The sequence below is a fragment of the Geobacter sp. PheSNFMC genome (genome assembly GCF_059620965.1).
In genome coordinates this window covers 16,083-33,552 of sequence record NZ_JCAMRN010000007.1, presented here as the reverse complement: position 1 = coordinate 33,552, position 17,470 = coordinate 16,083, and the positions used below count along the sequence as shown (strand labels likewise).

The window sequence follows — 17,470 nt, the reverse complement described above, 5'->3', positions numbered from 1 at the left end:
AGAGCATGATGAATACCGCTCTAGCGGTAATAGCGTGCGGTGATCTCGTCCCACTTTCCCTGGGCCCTGAGAAGGAGATCGCAGACCTCGCGGACGGCTCCCCAGCCGCCGCGATTGCGGGTAATGAAATGCACGAACGGCAGCACTTCCGGGACGGCATCGGCGGGGGCGGCGGCAAAGCCGACCCGCCGCAGCACCGGAATATCGATCACATCGTCACCCACAAAGGCGACCTGCGAGTCCTCCAGGCCGGTGGCACTGAGAATCTCCCCGTACGGTGTCAGCTTGTCGATGGCCTTCTGATAGAGTATCGGGATATCCAGCTCTGCGGCCCGATTGGCAACCACCACCGACTGCCGGCCCGAAATGATCCCCACCTGAATGCCGGCCCGCTGAATCATCTTGATGCCGTGGCCGTCCTTGACGTTGAAGAATTTGCTTTCCACCCCGTTGGAGTCGAAGATGATCCGGCCATCGGTCATGACGCCGTCCACATCGAGCAGCAACAGCCTGATCCCGGCAAGGCGCCCGTTCATGAGTTCCCGTTCCCCGGCGGTCATGCCAAGCCCGCCCGCAACAGGTCATGGAGGTGAATGATCCCCACCGGCCGGTTAGCGGCCGCATCGTCGAAGACGAACAGGGACGTTATGGAGTGGGACTCCATTACCTGGAGAGCCTTGGCAGCCAGCTCGGAACGATTGATTCTCTTTGGATTGCGGGTCATGATCTCCCCGGCGGCCTGATTAAGGACATCGACCCCCTTGCCGAGAGAGCGGCGCAGGTCCCCGTCGGTGACCACCCCCACCAGGGAGCCGTCTTCCGCGCAGACGCCGGTGATGCCGAGCCCTTTGGCCGTGATGACGAACAGGGCGTCGCGGATCGGCGTGGCAGTGTCCACCAGCGGCACGGCGTCGCCCGAATGCATCAGGTCTTCCACCGTGAGGAGAAGTTTCTTTCCCAGGGAGCCGCCCGGGTGGAACAGGGCGAAATCTTCGGGCCTGAACCCGCGCTCAATGAGGAGAGCCACCGCAAGTGCATCACCCATGGCAAGGGTTGCGGTGGTGGATGCGGTGGGGGCCAGACCGAGGGGGCAGGCCTCCTCGGCAACCGAAATATCGAGGAACACGTCGCCCGCCTTGGCAAGCGTGGACGAGGCATTGCCCGACATGGAAACGAGGGCAGCACCGAGTCGCTTGATGATCGGCAGGATGCGCACCACCTCTTCGGTTTCACCGCTGTTGGAGATGGCAATGACCACGTCCCCCTTCATGATCATCCCCAGGTCGCCATGAACCCCTTCCGCCGGGTGAAGGAACAGGGCCGGCGTGCCAGTGGACGCCATGGTTGAGGCTATTTTCTGGCCGATGAGCCCCGACTTCCCCATGCCGGTAACGACAACCCGTCCGCGGGTGTCGAGAATGAGGCGCAACGCCTTTTCAAACTCGCCGTCGATGGAATCGGCAAGGCGCATGAGTGCTGCTGCTTCGACCCGTATGACTTTTCGCGCTTCTTCAAGAATCATTGTGCTTCCGTTTCAGGAACCGGCCAATGGCGGGTCCGGGTTCTATTTCACGATGGCGTCGATTGCCTTCAGCTTCTTGAGCAGCGCGGGCAGATCGTCGAGCCTCACCGAGTTGGGGCCGTCGCACAGGGCCTTGTCCGGGTCTTCGTGGACTTCCATGAAGATACCGTCGATTCCGGTGGCGACCGCGGCCCGGGACAGGTACTCCACGAACTCGCGCTGTCCGCCTGAGGAACCGCCCTGGCCGCCGGGTAGTTGAACGCTGTGGGTTGCGTCGAAGACCACCGGGAAGCCGATGCGGCGCATGATGGGGAGACTCCGCATGTCGGAAACGAGATTGTTGTAACCGAACGATACCCCGCGCTCAGTCAGGATGATGCGCTCATTGCCGGTCGACAGGATCTTGCCGACCACGTTCTCCATGTCCCAAGGGGCCATGAACTGCCCCTTCTTGACATTGACCACCCGGTTCGTCCGGCCGACTTCCACCACCAAGTCGGTCTGGCGGCAGAGAAACGCGGGAACCTGGATGATGTCGAGTACCTCGGCGGCCGGCTTTACCTGCTCGATTGAGTGGATGTCCGAGATGACCGGGATACCGAGGGAGTCTTTCACCTTCTGGAGAATGCGCAGCCCCTCCTGCATACCGGGGCCGCGGAACGAGGTAACCGACGTGCGATTCGCCTTGTCATAGGATGCCTTGAACACGAGCGACAGGGATACGCCGTTGCAGATGGTCATCAGGCGCTCGGCGCAGCGCAGGGTTGCCGCCTCGTTTTCGATCACGCAGGGACCGGCTATGAGCACCAGCGGACGATCGCCCCCAATCTTTACGGAGCCTATGGTAATTTCTCTGGTCATACAAACCTCTCGTTGTGGGAATAGGTTGACAGCCTATCGCCTTTTGTCCCTCTGTTCAATGGCTGCTGCGATGAACGCCCTGAACAGAGGATGAGGGTTGAGCGGCTTCGACTTGAACTCCGGGTGGAACTGGCAGCCGAGGAACCAGGGATGATCGGCGACCTCCACGATCTCCACCAGGTCTCCTTCCTTGTAGAGCCCCGAAATGACGAGGCCGTTGGCCACAAGGGTCTCGCGGAAGACATTGTTGTACTCGTAGCGGTGGCGGTGCCGCTCTGATATTTCCAGTGAACCGTATGCCTTCTGGGCAAAGGTCCCCTTGGTGAGGCTGCAGGGATAGGCACCGAGCCGCATGGTGCCGCCCAACCGGTCGATGTCGCGTTGCTCCTCCATCAGGCTGATGACCGGGTGGGTGCAATCGGGACGGAACTCGCTGGAACAGGCATCGTCGAGCCCGCAAACGTTGCGGGCGTACTCCACCACCGCCATCTGCATGCCGAGACAGATGCCGAAGAACGGAATCTTCCGGGTGCGGGCATATTCGATGGCCTTGATCTTGCCCTCGGTTCCCCGTTCGCCGAAGCCACCCGGCACCAGGATGGCATCTACGTCGTCAAAGGCGCTACCGACCCCTTCGCTCTCGATCCGCTCGGAATCCAGATAGGTGAGAGCCACCCGGCAGTCGTTGGCGATTCCGCCGTGGGTAAGGGCCTCGGACAGGGACTTGTACGACTCGGTGAGATTGACATACTTGCCCACGATGGCAATGCGGACCTCTCCCCTCAGGGGCGAGCGAAGCTTCTCCACGACGCTGTGCCAGGGGCTGAGATCAGGCGCTTTGGTCCAGATGTTCAGTTTTTCGACCACTTGCTCATCGAGACCTTCCTTGTGAAGCGCCAGGGGCACCGCGTAGATGTGTTCCGCGTCGGTGGAGGTGATGACCGCCTTCTCTTCCACATTGCAGAACAGGGCGATCTTGGCCTTCATGTCCCGGGGCAGCTCCATCTCGCAGCGGCAGATGAGGATATCGGGCTGAATGCCGATCTCCCGCAGTTCCTTGACCGAGTGCTGGGTCGGCTTGGTTTTCAGTTCGCCGGCTGTCTTGATGTGCGGCACAAGGGTCACATGAAGGTAAAGGACATTCCCTACCCCCCGGTCTGCCTTGAATTGACGGATCGCCTCCAGGAACGGAAGCGACTCGATATCGCCGACCGTTCCTCCGATCTCCACGATGGCCACATCGGCCCCCTTGGCGTTCTCCAGGATCTTGTGCTTGATCTCGTCGGTGATGTGGGGAATGACCTGCACGGTCCCACCCAGGTAATCGCCGCGCCGTTCCTTTTCAATGACCGAAAAGTAGACCTGACCCGTGGTGAAATTGCTCCGTTTGGAGAGACGGGCTGAGGTGTACCGCTCGTAGTGCCCCAGATCGAGATCGGTCTCGGCACCATCGTCGGTGACAAAGACCTCGCCGTGCTGGAACGGCGACATGGTGCCGGGGTCGACATTGATGTAAGGGTCCAGCTTCTGCATGGTGACCCGCAGACCGCGGGACTCCAGCAGTGCCCCGAGCGACGCCGAGGCAAGCCCTTTGCCGATGGAGGACACGACGCCGCCGGTTACGAAGATGAACTTGGTTTTCATGCACACTCCTGAGTCAGATTATTTCAACTTTTCGAGAACCTTTTCCAGGTCGTTGGGGGTGTCGACACCGATCGACTCGTGCGCTGTTTCAACCACCCTGATCCGGCAGCCGTTCTCCAGCGCCCGGAGTTGCTCGAGCTTTTCCGCCAACTCGAGGACGGTGGGTGGCATTTTTGCGAACTCCAACAGGAAATCGCGCCGATAGACATAGAGCCCCACATGCTTGTAGCAGAGCAGCCGCCCCGATGCAAAGGACTCGTCTTTCAAGTCATTCCACTTGTCCCTGAAAAAAGGAAGCGGCGAGCGGGAGAAGTAGAGCGCATACCCCTCCAGATCGGTCACAACCTTCACGACGTTGGGACTCAGAAAGTCGTGAAGCGTCCGGATGCGGCTTTTGAGGGTCCCCATGCGAACGGCAGGATTCTCCGCAAGCGGAGCAATCGCCTCGTCGATCATGGCGGGCTCAATGAGCGGTTCATCACCCTGCACGTTCACTATGATCTCGGCCCCGATGCGCGAGGCCACCTCGGCGAGACGATCCGTTCCCGTCTCGTGGTCCCGGGAGGTCATTTCGACCCTGCCGCCGAAGCCGCGGACCGCCTGGGCGATCCGGTCGTCATCCGTTGCCACGACAACCTCAGACACAAGACGCGCCCGTGCGGTTCGCTCGTACACATGCTGAACCATCGGCTTGCCCGCAATATCGGCCAGAGCCTTGCCGGGAAAGCGGGTCGACGCGAAGCGGGCGGGGATTATGGCAGTAATGTTCATACAAAGTCCCCCACATACCTGCACTCGCCCTGAACGGCATGCGCGAACGTCACGCGCCCTGCAGGGGCGAAACGTGCAACTGGCTGAAATGACGCTACCAACGAGATTGACCGAGTGAAGGCAAGAGATGTACTGCAGAGTGTGTCCCTTCCGACAGGTGGGACGTATAACGCTACCGCAAAGGCAGGGGCGTGTCAAGGAGTGAAATGCGTTGCCCGGGGCGCACCAGCTCTGATAGAGTGCCCTCATTCACCTTCATGCGGAGACCGGTCATGCCCCCCATAACCATCGGCCTCATGGCTGCCATGCCGGACGAAACCCGCCCCCTGCTGCGCCTCTTGCGCGGGGCAACACTGCTTGCGCACCAGCCCTTTCCCATCTGGCGCGCACAGATGGGCGATGCGGCTATCTGGCTCGCCCAGTCGGGCATGGGGCCGGAGCGGGCGGAATCGGCGGCGGAGCGGCTTGTCGGGCTGGCCTGCCCCGACGTGGTCGTCTCATTCGGATTCGGAGGCGGCGTGCTGCCGGGATTGTCGGTCGGCGACCTGGTGATGGGAACCGGGTGCCTGAACTATGACGGAAGGGATTTCACCCCCGCAGCCGGGATAGACGCCCCCCTCGCCGCCAGTGCCATGAAGTCCCTGGCACAGCGCACCTCCGTTGCATTGACCGCCGGCACCATCATTACCGCCGGCACAATCCTCGCCAAACATCTCGTCGCGCCACTGATTCCGGCCGCTGTGACATCACCGGTGCTCGACATGGAAACGGCCGCCGTGGCGGGCGTTGCCGCCCGGCACGGCATCCCGCTCCTGGCTTTGCGGGCCATTACCGACGATGCCGGGGAAGAGTTCGGCTTTTCGCTGGACGAATTTACCGATGCCGGCCTGAATATCAGGCCGCACCGGGTCATGGCCACCCTGCTCCGAAAACCCTGGATCATGCCGCAGCTCGTCAGGCTGGCGCGTTCATCGAGACGGGCCGGCACACTGCTGGCCGCGGCCGTCATCGCGCTGGCGGAAACGCTGCCTGCCATTACCGCGTCCCCCCGATCCTACTCTTTTGCGCTGCGTCCCGATACGGCGGACCAGGGATAATCACTCAGATGCTCGGCCAGCTCCTCCTTCCGGTAGCGGTTGGTCCGGCGCACAATGGTAACAATCGCAATTGAACCCGCCAGGACATAGATCAGTATCCCGGTCAGCGCAATGAGGTATTCACCGAGCCAGAGGGTCACTGCCAGGTTAAAGACGAGCACCGACAGATAGAGGATCGGCCCGTAGAGCGAGCGCAGGGGCGGATTGGCTACCCCTGCGGGCTTCCCTCCCTTCCCTTCGCTCCATAAATCTATCCGCTGCAGGACGAACACCATGATCACGCTCACGACCCACCATCCCACGTAGTTCGAGAGCGGAACGCCGAAATGGATGCCGGGCTCCCGGTAACCGTAAATCTGGCCCAGGAACCAGCGATACCCCTGGAGGGCCACCGGATCGATGATAATGTCGAGGAAGACCTGAAACAGGGAGCCGAGAAAGAGAACCGCAAAGGATCCCCGGATAGACCGCGATTCGAGCGTAACGACATCCCATCGCCACGCCTTGACCGGTGACACAACGAACAGTGCGGTGGCATAGCTGCAGTAGGCAAGAAACACGTAGGAAAGGGAATCGAAAAACGGTACCCCGGCGATCCACAGCTCACGATCGCGGGTCGCGTCGATGTAATAGTACCAGCCGTAGGGTATTCCCGTATTGATGGAGCTGAACTCGGACGCAAAGGAAATCAGATAGCCGGCCGCGGTGAACAACAGGGTCTTGCGCCAGCCGAGGTGCGGCACCGCCGCCACCAGGTACGCTGCAAAAAAGGCAAATACGTAGGGCCGCATGGTCACGGTTCCCACCGCGATTCGCAGAACGTCTTCCATAGTTCCTCCTGACGAACAAACGCGGAGCCGCACCACACGGCTCCGCGCTCACGTCATTACAGTATTGCTCCAGCTAGTACCCGTTAAAACAGCGTGCCGACAACACTTCCAAGCACCGAGATCGGCCCCGAATCGGAGAGGCCGTCGGCTGCCTTGTCCAGTTTCTTCATGGCGGCGGCGGTATCACGGTAGAGCTTGTCATCGTTCACCAGCTTGCCGAGAGTGCCCTGCCCCTCGTTGATTTTGCGTGCCACGTCACTGATGTTTCTGGAGGCGTCACGCAGCTCGTTGTAAAGAGTCTCATCATTGACGAGCTTGCCGACGCTCCCCTCACCCTTGTTGATCTTGGCCGCGATTTCCTTGATATCCTTGGCGCCGGCATTCAACTCGGCCAATGCCCCCTTGGCTTCGACATACAGCGCATCCTCGTTTACCAGCTTGCCCAGCGAGCCCTCGCCCCGCTCTATCTTCGCGGTGACGGTCTTGAGGCTCGCAGCGAGCTCGTTGGTGTTGTGATAGAGGGCCTTGTCATTCAGCAGCATTGCAAGTGAGCCTTCGCCCCGGTCCATCTTTGCGGTGATGCTGTTGAGATTCTGGACCGCGCCCTTGAGATTCCCCCTGTTTTCGTCGAGCATGGTCGAGATTTTCCCCAACACCTCGTTCTGGTTGGTGTTCAGATCGTTGAGGAACGTCCGCGCATCTTTGGTCAGATCGCTCACGTTGTCGACGATGATGTCAATATTGGCAATTTCCCTGCTCTTCACCTCGGAGCCCGGCGCAAGGATGTCAGCGGTCTGAGTACCGAAGGAAATCCCCAGAAACTGCCCCCCCAGAAGGTTCGTCAGCCGGATGGTCGCCACTGAATCGGTTCTGATCCGGGTCCCGGGTTTGACCTCGAAACCGACCTTCACTCTGCCGTCCTCGATATCGATCCGGGTAATCTTCCCGACCTCAACACCGGCCAGGCGAACAGGGTCTCCCACCTTGAGGCCGGTGGTGCTCGAAAGATAGGTCACATAGGGGATGCTCTTCTCAAAGGGGTTCCACCGCTCGCCCAATTCGAGCATCACCCCCAGGACCACCAATCCGGCCATGAAGAAAAAACCCACTTTCTTTTCAGTCGACAGCGCCATGAACTCTCCCCCCCGTCTCCCGACAGGTCAATCCTCTTAGCTACATCAGAATCCTGGTGAGGAAATAATCGGCCACCAGAATCAGCATGAACGACAAGACCACGGCCCGGGTCGTTGCCTGCGCGATGCCCCGGGCGCCACCGCTGGTCTTGAATCCCGTATAACAGGCAACGAGCGCGATGATCCCGCCGAAAACCGTTGCCTTCACCAGGCCGGCCCCCACCTCCTTCAGCTTGAGGGCCGTATTGAGACTGTCGTAATACGTCGAGTAGGAAATGAATATCTTCGGGTGGAGGTGGCTCATGATGGCCCCGCCCACGATTCCGACGGCATTGGCGAAGATAACCAGGGCCGGCACGCACACCAGGCAGGCGATGAGCCGCGGCATGGCCAGGTAGCGCACCGGGTTGATATCGAGGGTCTTGAGCGCATCGATCTCCTCATAGACCTTCATCACGCCGATCTCCGCCGCCATGGCCGAACCCACCCGACCGGCCACGAGAAAACTGGTCATGACCGGTCCCAGCTCGCGCACCATGGAAAGCCCCACGATGCCGCCGATGATGTTCTGGGTTCCGTACTTCTGAAGTTCGACGCCGGTCTGGAGCGCCAGGACCATCCCCACGAAAAAAGCCATGACCGACGCAATGGGCACGGTCTCATAACCGATGATCGCCATCTGGTTGAAAATGCTCGGCAGGTTCCGGGGGGCTTCCCGGAAAAACCAGACCGTTCTGCCGAGCAGCATCAGCATTTCACCCAGTACCTCGTGGAAGGACAGAACTTTTTTGCCAACTCGTTCAAACATGCCCATCAGGGTTCATACCTCGCCTCGATACGGGTTTCGCCGGGAGGCGTCGCGCCCTGCGCCTCGTGGCTGCCTTCCGTCCATTCCAGGCCGAAGGGAAGCCAGAACAGGCGGAGCATCCTCTTGTCACCTGACGAACGATAACGTACGAGGCCTTTCAGGATCGACACATCTGAACCTTCGCCCCGGGTGCGATACGCGAGAAGCGGAAAAACCTCATACGCCAGATCATTGCCCCGCTTCTCATGCCAGTAAAGATTCCAGAGAAAGGAAACTGCCGAATCGCCACCATCGTTCCACTTCTGGATATAGAGACGCCAGAGTGGCGCCCAGTTCTGCTCAATGCCCTCGCGGGGTGTCAACGGCTCCAGCGGAGCCGGGAAGCTGAAACTCTTCACCCCCCGTTCGTTGCGGTGGAACGTGAACAGTGGCCAGAGCGCCGTGGTTCTCCGCTCCGCGCCATCAATCGGCCATCGTTCGATGCTGTCGGAGTACAGGAAGAACAGAAGCCGGTCCCGATCGCGGCAGTAGGTGTCCGACGTGATCTCGTCATGATTGACCAACGGCCAGAGATACCACTGTTTGACCGACTCCCTGGTCTGTTCGCGGGAATAGAACGGCAAAAAGCGATCGACTTCCCGCTTCTCCCCCCGGGCGGTCATGATGAAGGGCCACAGGTAATAGCGCTCCTCCTGACCGGTCGCGTGATCGCTGGACCATCCGGCAAAGGGCCAGAGATAGGAGCGGGACGATAGCCGGGGCGACTCCGTCGATGCATAGAAGGGAAACATCGTGAGTCGCTCGGTCGGATTGTCCGTATCGAGACCGGCGCGCTCCCTGAGGTACAAGGGCCACAGCACGAACTGCTTATCATAGCGCCCTTCGCCGCTCGACCTGCCGTAGAGGGGCCAGAATTGCCAACCGGACTCTTCTTGTCCCTCGATGGTGGCAAAGAACGGATAGAGATAATGACGCGTCGTAGTCCCCTTTGCCACGGTGCGTCCGTACAGGGGAAAGAGCACATAGTGTATCTCGTCCCGGAAGAGCCGATTGTACAGCGTTCCATAAAAGGGGAAAACCGACGTGTACGTGCCGTGCTCACGGGACTCCCCCCTGATATAGAGGGGGAACAGCATGGAAGTGTCCTCGGTCTCGCCCGGTTCATCCCTGCGGAACGCATTTACCTGCAAAAGCTGGAGCACCTGGAGATTCCACTGCTCCGGCGCGCTGGTGACCGAAGCCAGGGGATAGAGGATGCTTGTCCCGGCGGCATCGTCCCGCTCCACGGATGTGCGATACACCAGCGGACGAAGGGCAGTGACCGTCTCATCCCCCTGACGCTGGATCTTGACCAATGGGCCGAGGATCGACAGGTTGCTGAACTCCTCGGCCGGACTTTCCCGGTAATCGATCAGGGGCCAGAAGGTGAATATCGTTCCTTCCCTTCCGTTGTCATCGGCGGCCCGGAGCGGCGATGCCGCAATTATGGTTGCCAGGGTTGCCAGGAACAGGAGACGAAAGCACTTCACGTATAATCCGCCGTGTCAAAATAATGTATAGACAGCTTTAATACCCTTGGCAACCCGGGGAGTCAACAGAAAAGACCCCAGCCCGCGCGAACAGAAAAAAAGCCCGCGTGCGGCGGGCCTTCGAACAGCTTCAATCCGATGCAATGTAACGATGTTCAATACTTGCTGTCGGCGTAGTCAACCCAGCCACCGGCAAGGACGAGGGCCTTGTCGAAGGGCGAAATATCGAAGGAGTGGGTTTCCGACGTGCCCCCACCCGAGATGGTGAGCGTTTGCCCTGTCACATCAATGGAGATGGCCGCGTCGGCGCAGCCGGCATAGGTGAACAGCCCCTCGATCGTATCGGCTGAGAGTTCAATGGCAGCCATGCCGCAGTTGAACATGTTCTGACGGAAGATCCGGGCAAACGACTCGGCAATCACAGCAGTGATGCCGTTCACCTCGAACACCCACGGCGCGTGTTCGCGGGATGAGCCGCACCCGAAATTGGCCCGGGAGACAACGACACGCGCAGCCTTCGTCTTTTCCCCCTTGGGATCGAAGCCGGGCAGCTTCAGATCTTCCAGGATATACGGTTTGAGGTCTTCCTTGGTGATCTCGGTCAGATACTTGGCCGGGATAATTTCGTCGGTATTGATATCAGAGCGGTCGAGAAAGAGCACGGGGCCGCCAAACTGTTTCATCGGTCTGTCTCCTTGCTGGGAATATGGACGCTACAGATACTTCCGGGGATCGGCTATCTTACCCTCGATAGCGGTTGCGGCACTCGTTGCCGGAGACATGAGGTGGACCATCCCCCCCTTGCCCATCCGCCCCATGAAGTTACGGTTCGTGGTCGATGCGCAGACTTCTCCTTCGGCCAGGACGCCGTTGCTCATGCCGAGGCAGGCGCCGCAGGTGGGGTTGGTCACGCAGAAGCCGGCTTCCATGAAGATATCGATCAGCCCCTCACGCATGGCATCCTGGTAGATCTTCGGCGTAGCGGGAGAGAGTATGCCGCGTACCGTGGGCGCAATCTTCTTTCCCTTGAGAATGCGTGCGGCAATGCGCAGATCCTCCAACCGGCCGTTGGTGCAGGAGCCGAGATAAACTTGGTCCACGGGGGTACCGGCAATCTCAGAGACCGGTTTCACCTGGTCCGGCTTGTAGCCAAACGTGACGATGGGCTCGAGGCTCGACACGTCAAAATCGAGCACCTGTTCGTAGACGGCGTCTTCATCGGACCGCCACTGGCTGAATGCCTCACGGGCGGCTTCCCGGGACGAATACTCATCCTTGATGAAGGGCCAGAGGTAATCGACCGTCACCATGTCGGGCATACAGATCCCCGAGGTGCCCCCCGCCTCGATGGCCATGTTGCACAGTGTCATCCGCGACTCCATGGTCATGGCGTCAACCACCGGCCCGCGGAACTCCATTACCCGGTCGGTCGCCCCGTTCACGCCGACCCGGCCGATGACGTGGAGAATCACGTCCTTGGCATACACCCCTTCAGGCAGGGAGCCGTTCAGGTTAATGCGGATCGTTTTCGGTTCGCGGAAGGCGCAGACTCCCTTGAGAATGCCGACCTCGAGATCGGTGGTACCGATGCCTGCCGCAAACGCGCCGAACGCACCGTGAGTACAGGTGTGGGAATCACCCATGATCACCGTGTAGCCGGGACGGATGAACCCCTTCTCGGGAAACAGCGCATGACAGACGCCATTGGCGCCCACGTCGAAAAAGTCCACGATGCCGTGGCGCCGCGCCCAATCGCGCAGCATCTTCGCCTGGGTGGCCGTCTTGGAGTCCTTGCTGGGGGTCACGTGATCAATGACCGCCTTGATCTTTGTCGGGTCGAAAACCCGGTCCTTGCCGCGCGCCATCAGGTCGGCAATGGCGATGGGCGTGGTGATCTCGTGACACATCACCACGTCGAGCCTCAGCACCTTAGTGCCGGCAAAGGGTTCATCAACCAGATGACTGGCAAAAATCTTCTCCGCAATAGTTTTCCCCATTTCGCACTATCCTCGCGTCTAACATGATGGAATGTGGTGCCAATGTAAACAAACAGGGTCTATAAATCAATGTAATATTTGTTCGATGTGGTTTAACATTTGCTTGCACCGCAACAGACATGCTAGGATACGCAAATTTTTCACGGGGAGACGTCAGCGAGACATGGAACTGAGCTTTACGCGCACCAACGGCGAAATCGACACACTCATCGACACCCTTATGGAGAAGGTCGGAACCATCCATCACCCGGCCCTGATACGTGAAATGATCATTTCAGCCCTCAAATCGGGCCTGGAATCCAGCTATCCGGCAGATCTCAAGCTGCTCAACAACACCATGAAGGAGATGCGCTACACGACCAACGTGTTCGCCCCCTACCGCACCAGCCGGAAGGTGACCATCTTCGGTTCGGCTCGCACGGAGCCCCAGGAACCGATCTACCAGACCTGCATCCGCTTCAGCCGGAAACTTGCCGACAAGGGATACATGATTATCACGGGCGGAGGCCCGGGTATCATGCAGGCCGGGAATGAGGGCGCGGGCAGCGACCGCTCTTTTGCCGTGAACATCCGCCTTCCCTTCGAGCAGAAGCCCAACCCCGTGATGCTCCAGAATCCGCGGCTCATCAATTACAAGTACTTCTTCAACCGCAAGGTCGCCTTTGTCAAGGAGTCGAACGCCATCGCCGTTTTCCCCGGAGGCTTCGGCACGCTTGACGAGGCCATGGAAGTCTTCACCCTCATCCAGACGGGCAAGACCTCTCCCAAGCCCCTCGTCCTCATCGACGACAGCGACGGCTACTGGGATCGCTGGTTCGATTTCGTCACCTCGTGCATCCTCGGCAAAGGATTCATCTCTGCAGAGGACTTCTCCATTTTCACCATTACCCGCGACGAGGACGAGGCCATCAGGGTCATCGAGGAGTTCTACCGCAACTACCACTCCCTCCGCTTCTTCGAGGAGCGGCTCGTCATCCGGCTCAACAAAGAGCTCACCCGGGAACAGATCGAAGAGCTCGAAAATGAATTCCCCGAGTTACGCCAGCCGGGTACCCGCATCAGTTGCTGCCCGCCACTTCCCGAAGAGGCGGATGAGCCCGACCTGCTGAAGCTGCCACGCATTTCGCTCCAGTTCGACCACCAACACTACGGCCTCCTCGTTGCATTCATCAGAAAAATCAACATGTTCTGACACAAAGAATTCATCCATGAAACGGGCCAAAATTTTGTTGACAGGATGAATTGCCGGTGTTAGTGTGACAATGCAGCAAGTTTCGGAAGTTGTTGCAGCCCTTGAAAACTGAGCAAAGTCCCCCCGACTCTCACGGTTTTCCTGCCTCAAAACTCCGGAAACTTAAGCAGCATCCCCACGAAGTCCGGCACAGATCCGGAGGCACAAAGGAGGTAGGACAATGGCTATCGGAAGAGTTAAGTGGTTCAATGACGCCAAAGGCTTTGGTTTCATCGAGCAGGACAATGGCGAGGACGTGTTCGTGCATTTCTCCGCCATCCAGCAGGATGGTTTCAAGTCCCTCGCCGAGGGTGAGCAAGTTTCCTTCGACGTGGTGAACGGCCCCAAGGGGCTCCAGGCCGCCAACGTCAAGAAGGCCTAGACAAGGCCCACATAGCCTAACCGACAAAAAGCCCGCTGGCTCATCCAGCGGGCTTTTTGCGTTTCATCGTGCCGATTCGCATCACCGGTCGCGACCGCTGCATTACGTGTGTACATTCATTGGAACGTAATACAGCGATCGCGACAATCCGGTTACAGGCTCTCCGGTGCCCGCTCTTTCCTGAAGTGAAGGCGGTTGAGGGCGTTGATGTAGGCTTTTGCCGATGCTTCGATGATGTCAGTGGATGAACCGCGGCCAACCACTGTCTCGTTGCCATCCACGAGGCGCACGGTCACTTCGCCCTGGGCATCGGTACCGCCGGTGATGGAGCCCACATTGTACTGCTGGAGCCGGGCCTTGGTCTTGGTGAGCTTTTTGATGGCCTTGAGTGTGGCATCGACAGGACCATCTCCCAACTCTGCGGTACGTACGGCAACCCCGTCGATCTCCATCTGCACTGTCGCAGTTGCCACAGCAAACGATCCGCAGGTCACCGTAATATGTGCCAACCGATACTTTTCGGAGGGGCGCATAACTTCATCCGCCACAATGGCGTCCAGATCTTCGTCGAAAACCTCTTTTTTCATATCCGCGAGGGCCTTGAAACGCTCGAAGGCTTTATTCAGGTCCTCGTCACTCAACTCATAGCCCAGTTCGGTAAGGCGCTTTTTGAAAGCGTGACGACCGGAATGCTTGCCAAGAACCAGAACGTTAGCCCGGAGTCCGACCGATTCCGGGGTCATGATCTCATAGGTGGACTTTTCCATCAGGACGCCGTGTTGATGGATGCCCGACTCGTGGGCAAAGGCATTGGCGCCGACAACTGCCTTGTTGGGCTGGACGCCGATACCGGTGATGGTGGAAAGGAGCCTGCTGGCCGGCACAATCTGATCCGTGGCCACATTGGTCTTGAACGGAAGGATGTCGCGCCGGGTCCGGATTGCCATGACGAACTCTTCCAGTGAGCAGTTGCCTGCACGCTCACCAATACCGTTGATGGTGCACTCAACCTGGCCCGCACCGGCCTGCACCGCAGCGATGGAGTTGGCAACCGCCAAACCGAGGTCGTTGTGGCAGTGGACGGATATGACCGCCTTCTCGATGTTGGGAACGTTATCCTTCAGGTATTTGATGATGTTGAAATATTCGAAGGGAATGGTATAGCCCACCGTATCGGGGATGTTCACGGTAGTCACCCCCGCATCAATGACCGCCTCCACCACTTCGGCCATGAACTTCAGGTTGGTGCGCACGGCGTCCTCGCAGGAGAACTCCACGTTGGGGGTGTACGACTTGGCCCGCTTCACCGCCTTGACCGCCGCCTCCAGTACCTGTGAGGGGGACATCTTCAGCTTGTGCTTCATATGGATGTCCGAGGTGGCGATGAAGGTATGGATTCGCCCTTTCTCGCCGGCATACTTCAGGGCATCCCAGGCCCGGTCTATGTCCTTGTCGTTGGCGCGGCACAGGCCCGCGATCTCGGGGCCCTTGATGGTCTGCGCCACCCGCATGACCGCTTCGAAGTCACCCTCGGACGCGATGGGAAAGCCGGCTTCAATGACGTCCACGTTCAGTTTTTGGAGTTGCTTGGCAACCCTGAGCTTTTCCTCGATGTTCATGCTGTTGCCGGGAGACTGTTCACCGTCACGCAGTGTTGTATCGAATATCTTGATAATTTTCTGCTCTGCCATGGCATACCTCCTCATTGGTGATAGACGTTTCATACCAGTTGCAATGCCAAATGCAACCGTCGCTTGGCCGGAAAATCGGCCGGATACAAAAAAGCCTCCGCCCTGATAAAGGGGCGAAGGCTTACGCTCGCGGTACCACCCTTTTTCGTCCTCGCACGCGCCGATAAACGGCGGCACAAGAACCTCATTTTCCCTTAACGCGGGATACGGCCCCAACTACCTGCGGATCGTCAATCGGCAACGACCGATTTCGCGGGGGCGGCTCCGAGGCGAGTTCATCCTTCCTTATACCGGTTTGCACCACCCACCGGCTCTCTGGCGTCGGCATTTCGACAAGGATAAGGGGTCGGACTACTACTCCTCTTCATGGCCTTTTTCTAAATTGTTTAGTGATAATAGAGAACGACTTCTCGGCCTGTCAAGACATTTTCTTCGTAATTATGACATGTTCCAAGATACCAAACATTGTTTGATACAAGAAAACACCTAGACAGGTCAGTGGTCATCCTTGGCATGCCGATGATGGAGCGCTTTTTCCAGGCGGCGACGGCGCGGCAGGCTCATTAAAAATCCGATGATCCCTGAGAATGTGTAACAGAAAAAGATGACAAAGAGCATGACGACCGGCTCAGCCGCTATGACGATCAAAAGCAATACGGCCAGCACCAGCATGGCGAAAGGTTGCCGTTTGATCAGCTCCGGATCCTTGAAGGAGTAGTAGCGGAAGTTCGATACCATGAGAAACGCCAGGAGATAGATGAGCGCGAGTATCGCTACCTTTTTGTACGAACTTGGCCAGCCGAAATGGTAGAAAAGAAGCACCGTTGCGGAAACCATGCTCGCTGCGGCCGGAATGGGAAGTCCAACGAACCGCTTGTTCTCCACCGTATTGACCTGCACATTGAAGCGGGCAAGACGCAAAGCGCCGCAAACCACGAAAAGGAAGGCGGCAAGCCAGCCGAGGCGGCCGAAAGGCTGGAGCGCCCACTTGTACATGAGCAGACCGGGAGCAACCCCGAAGGCAACAACGTCGGCCAATGAATCGTACTCGACTCCGAACTTGCTCGATGTGCCGGTAAGCCGCGCAACCTTTCCGTCGAGCCCGTCGAAAATGGAGGAGATGAGGATCCAGAGGGCTGCCGTCTTGAAATCGCCGTTCATGGTGGCGACCATGCCGTAGAAGCCAGCAAAGAGGCTCCCTGTGGTGAAGAGGTTGGGAAGGATGTAAATACCCTTGCGCATGCTCTCCGACATATCGATTTTTTCACCATTCATGGCAGAATCCCCAGGACGGTCTCACCGGCTACCGTCTTTTCACCCATGGTGACCTTGATCTCGGCAGTGGTCGGCAGATAGATGTCGAGACGCGAGCCGAAGCGGATCAGGCCATAGCGTGTTCCCCTGGTGAGCCGGTCCCCCTTCCCTGCGTAGCAGACGATGCGCCGGGCAATGAGACCTGCCACCTGCACGACAGCCAGCCGAAGGCCACGGGCCGTCTCAATGACCAGCCCCGCCTGCTCATTCTCAAAAGTGGCCCGTTCGTCTCGCACATCGAGAAATTTGCCCTTCACGTAGAAGGTATCGAGCACCGTGCCACTCACCGGTGCCCGGTTGATGTGGACGTTGAACACCGACATGAAGATGCTGATTTTCGTGGTTTCCACTCCCAGGTGCTCTTCGCGGGCAGGTCCGAGATAGATGACAACGCCGTCTGCGGGTGCAACTACGGCATTCTCGTCACCGGGGGTTATCCGTTCGGGATTGCGGAAGAAAAAGGCAATGAACAGCGTAATTGCCAGAAAGAGAGCCGTCCCCGACCAGACAACGGGAACATGCCAGGATACGGCGGCAAGGATGAGCGTCAGAACGCCGGCAATGGCGATAAAGGGATACCCCTCGACTGCTATGGGGGTGTTTTCATTCCGCATCAATGGACCTCGGGTCAACACCGGATGCCACCCGTCAAACGGCAAA

At 58.7% G+C, this 17,470-nt stretch carries 17 protein-coding genes and 1 other annotated feature; of the genes, 3 read left to right on the top strand and 14 right to left on the bottom strand.

Annotated features, from left to right (window positions below):
• Positions 1 to 20 precede the first annotated feature (20 nt).
• From AC6CDK_RS02840 to kdsB, 5 genes are read right to left on the bottom strand one after another with little or no spacing between them, the layout of a single operon-like run.
• The gene (locus AC6CDK_RS02840; protein WP_192905059.1) at positions 21 to 536 is read right to left on the bottom strand and encodes a KdsC family phosphatase; all 516 of its coding nucleotides are present in this window, start codon (positions 534 to 536) and stop codon (positions 21 to 23) included.
• A gap of 20 nt (positions 537 to 556) precedes the next feature.
• Positions 557 to 1,522, bottom strand: coding sequence for a KpsF/GutQ family sugar-phosphate isomerase (locus AC6CDK_RS02835; protein WP_039644286.1), 966 nt, complete (start codon positions 1,520 to 1,522; stop codon positions 557 to 559).
• Between the two features lie 42 nt (positions 1,523 to 1,564).
• Positions 1,565 to 2,383: a 3-deoxy-8-phosphooctulonate synthase gene (gene kdsA / locus AC6CDK_RS02830; RefSeq protein ID WP_039644284.1), complete on the bottom strand. Its 819-nt coding sequence runs from the start codon at positions 2,381 to 2,383 to the stop codon at positions 1,565 to 1,567.
• A 33-nt stretch (positions 2,384 to 2,416) separates the two neighbouring features.
• A complete protein-coding gene (gene pyrG / locus AC6CDK_RS02825; RefSeq protein ID WP_039644282.1) occupies positions 2,417 to 4,027 on the bottom strand; it encodes a CTP synthase in 1,611 nt (536 codons plus the stop codon).
• An 18-nt stretch (positions 4,028 to 4,045) separates the two neighbouring features.
• Entirely contained in the window at positions 4,046 to 4,798 is a 753-nt protein-coding gene (kdsB, locus tag AC6CDK_RS02820; protein WP_039644280.1) for a 3-deoxy-manno-octulosonate cytidylyltransferase, read from the bottom strand.
• A gap of 272 nt (positions 4,799 to 5,070) precedes the next feature.
• Here kdsB and AC6CDK_RS02815 point away from each other — a divergent pair, with 272 nt between their 5' ends.
• Positions 5,071 to 5,895 (top strand): phosphorylase family protein, encoded by an 825-nt coding sequence (locus tag AC6CDK_RS02815; RefSeq protein WP_192905008.1) that lies wholly within the window; start codon positions 5,071 to 5,073, stop codon positions 5,893 to 5,895.
• Here the strand turns inward: AC6CDK_RS02815 and AC6CDK_RS02810 are convergent.
• The 6 genes from AC6CDK_RS02810 to AC6CDK_RS02785 form a co-directional block, all read right to left on the bottom strand.
• The gene (locus tag AC6CDK_RS02810) at positions 5,853 to 6,725 is read right to left on the bottom strand and encodes a carotenoid biosynthesis protein (RefSeq protein WP_039644276.1); all 873 of its coding nucleotides are present in this window, start codon (positions 6,723 to 6,725) and stop codon (positions 5,853 to 5,855) included. The genes AC6CDK_RS02815 and AC6CDK_RS02810 overlap by 43 nt on opposite strands.
• 83 nt (positions 6,726 to 6,808) lie before the next feature.
• Positions 6,809 to 7,858 carry an MlaD family protein gene (locus AC6CDK_RS02805; protein WP_039644273.1) on the bottom strand — a complete coding sequence of 350 codons (1,050 nt, stop codon included), beginning with the start codon at positions 7,856 to 7,858 and terminating at the stop codon, positions 6,809 to 6,811.
• Positions 7,859 to 7,898: 40 nt separating this feature from the next.
• Positions 7,899 to 8,672 (bottom strand): MlaE family ABC transporter permease, encoded by a 774-nt coding sequence (locus AC6CDK_RS02800; protein ID WP_039644272.1) that lies wholly within the window; start codon positions 8,670 to 8,672, stop codon positions 7,899 to 7,901.
• On the bottom strand, positions 8,672 to 10,195 hold the full coding sequence (locus tag AC6CDK_RS02795) for a hypothetical protein (protein ID WP_192905009.1): 1,524 nt from the start codon (positions 10,193 to 10,195) through the stop codon (positions 8,672 to 8,674). The genes AC6CDK_RS02800 and AC6CDK_RS02795 overlap by 1 nt, the downstream gene beginning before the upstream one ends.
• Before the next feature lie 155 nt (positions 10,196 to 10,350).
• Positions 10,351 to 10,878, bottom strand: a complete 528-nt coding sequence (locus AC6CDK_RS02790; protein WP_039644268.1) for a 3-isopropylmalate dehydratase small subunit — start codon at positions 10,876 to 10,878, stop codon at positions 10,351 to 10,353.
• A 30-nt stretch (positions 10,879 to 10,908) separates the two neighbouring features.
• Positions 10,909 to 12,192 (bottom strand): 3-isopropylmalate dehydratase large subunit, encoded by a 1,284-nt coding sequence (locus AC6CDK_RS02785; RefSeq protein ID WP_039644267.1) that lies wholly within the window; start codon positions 12,190 to 12,192, stop codon positions 10,909 to 10,911.
• 163 nt (positions 12,193 to 12,355) lie between these two features.
• On the opposite strand from AC6CDK_RS02785, the gene AC6CDK_RS02780 reads away from it, so the two are divergent.
• Positions 12,356 to 13,384, top strand: a complete 1,029-nt coding sequence (locus tag AC6CDK_RS02780) for an LOG family protein (protein ID WP_039644265.1) — start codon at positions 12,356 to 12,358, stop codon at positions 13,382 to 13,384.
• Positions 13,385 to 13,604: 220 nt separating this feature from the next.
• Entirely contained in the window at positions 13,605 to 13,805 is a 201-nt protein-coding gene (locus tag AC6CDK_RS02775) for a cold-shock protein (RefSeq protein ID WP_010942550.1), read from the top strand.
• Between the two features lie 152 nt (positions 13,806 to 13,957).
• Here AC6CDK_RS02775 and AC6CDK_RS02770 read toward each other — a convergent pair whose 3' ends face one another.
• The 3 genes from AC6CDK_RS02770 to AC6CDK_RS02760 form a co-directional block, all read right to left on the bottom strand.
• On the bottom strand, positions 13,958 to 15,496 hold the full coding sequence (locus tag AC6CDK_RS02770; RefSeq protein WP_039644263.1) for a 2-isopropylmalate synthase: 1,539 nt from the start codon (positions 15,494 to 15,496) through the stop codon (positions 13,958 to 13,960).
• Positions 15,497 to 15,602: 106 nt separating this feature from the next.
• Positions 15,603 to 15,873: a binding site (T-box leader), on the bottom strand.
• A 118-nt stretch (positions 15,874 to 15,991) separates the two neighbouring features.
• Positions 15,992 to 16,771, bottom strand: coding sequence for a CDP-diacylglycerol--serine O-phosphatidyltransferase (pssA, locus tag AC6CDK_RS02765; protein WP_039644261.1), 780 nt, complete (start codon positions 16,769 to 16,771; stop codon positions 15,992 to 15,994).
• Complete coding sequence (locus tag AC6CDK_RS02760) at positions 16,768 to 17,424, bottom strand: phosphatidylserine decarboxylase family protein (protein ID WP_039644259.1); 657 nt, start codon at positions 17,422 to 17,424, stop codon at positions 16,768 to 16,770. The genes pssA and AC6CDK_RS02760 overlap by 4 nt, the downstream gene beginning before the upstream one ends.
• Positions 17,425 to 17,470 lie beyond the last annotated feature (46 nt).

Excerpts from the sequence above, each read along its gene's own strand:
- AC6CDK_RS02840 (WP_192905059.1), bottom strand. The coding sequence starts at position 536 with ATGAACGGGCGCCTTGCCGGGATCAGGCTGTTGCTGCTCGATGTGGAC.
- AC6CDK_RS02835 (WP_039644286.1), bottom strand. The coding sequence starts at position 1,522 with ATGATTCTTGAAGAAGCGCGAAAAGTCATACGGGTCGAAGCAGCAGCA.
- kdsA (WP_039644284.1), bottom strand. The coding sequence starts at position 2,383 with ATGACCAGAGAAATTACCATAGGCTCCGTAAAGATTGGGGGCGATCGT.
- pyrG (WP_039644282.1), bottom strand. The coding sequence starts at position 4,027 with ATGAAAACCAAGTTCATCTTCGTAACCGGCGGCGTCGTGTCCTCCATC.
- kdsB (WP_039644280.1), bottom strand. The coding sequence starts at position 4,798 with ATGAACATTACTGCCATAATCCCCGCCCGCTTCGCGTCGACCCGCTTT.
- AC6CDK_RS02815 (WP_192905008.1), top strand. The coding sequence starts at position 5,071 with ATGCCCCCCATAACCATCGGCCTCATGGCTGCCATGCCGGACGAAACC.
- AC6CDK_RS02810 (WP_039644276.1), bottom strand. The coding sequence starts at position 6,725 with ATGGAAGACGTTCTGCGAATCGCGGTGGGAACCGTGACCATGCGGCCC.
- AC6CDK_RS02805 (WP_039644273.1), bottom strand. The coding sequence starts at position 7,858 with ATGGCGCTGTCGACTGAAAAGAAAGTGGGTTTTTTCTTCATGGCCGGA.
- AC6CDK_RS02800 (WP_039644272.1), bottom strand. The coding sequence starts at position 8,672 with ATGGGCATGTTTGAACGAGTTGGCAAAAAAGTTCTGTCCTTCCACGAG.
- AC6CDK_RS02790 (WP_039644268.1), bottom strand. The coding sequence starts at position 10,878 with ATGAAACAGTTTGGCGGCCCCGTGCTCTTTCTCGACCGCTCTGATATC.
- AC6CDK_RS02785 (WP_039644267.1), bottom strand. The coding sequence starts at position 12,192 with ATGGGGAAAACTATTGCGGAGAAGATTTTTGCCAGTCATCTGGTTGAT.
- AC6CDK_RS02780 (WP_039644265.1), top strand. The coding sequence starts at position 12,356 with ATGGAACTGAGCTTTACGCGCACCAACGGCGAAATCGACACACTCATC.
- AC6CDK_RS02775 (WP_010942550.1), top strand. The coding sequence starts at position 13,605 with ATGGCTATCGGAAGAGTTAAGTGGTTCAATGACGCCAAAGGCTTTGGT.
- AC6CDK_RS02770 (WP_039644263.1), bottom strand. The coding sequence starts at position 15,496 with ATGGCAGAGCAGAAAATTATCAAGATATTCGATACAACACTGCGTGAC.
- pssA (WP_039644261.1), bottom strand. The coding sequence starts at position 16,771 with ATGAATGGTGAAAAAATCGATATGTCGGAGAGCATGCGCAAGGGTATT.
- AC6CDK_RS02760 (WP_039644259.1), bottom strand. The coding sequence starts at position 17,424 with ATGCGGAATGAAAACACCCCCATAGCAGTCGAGGGGTATCCCTTTATC.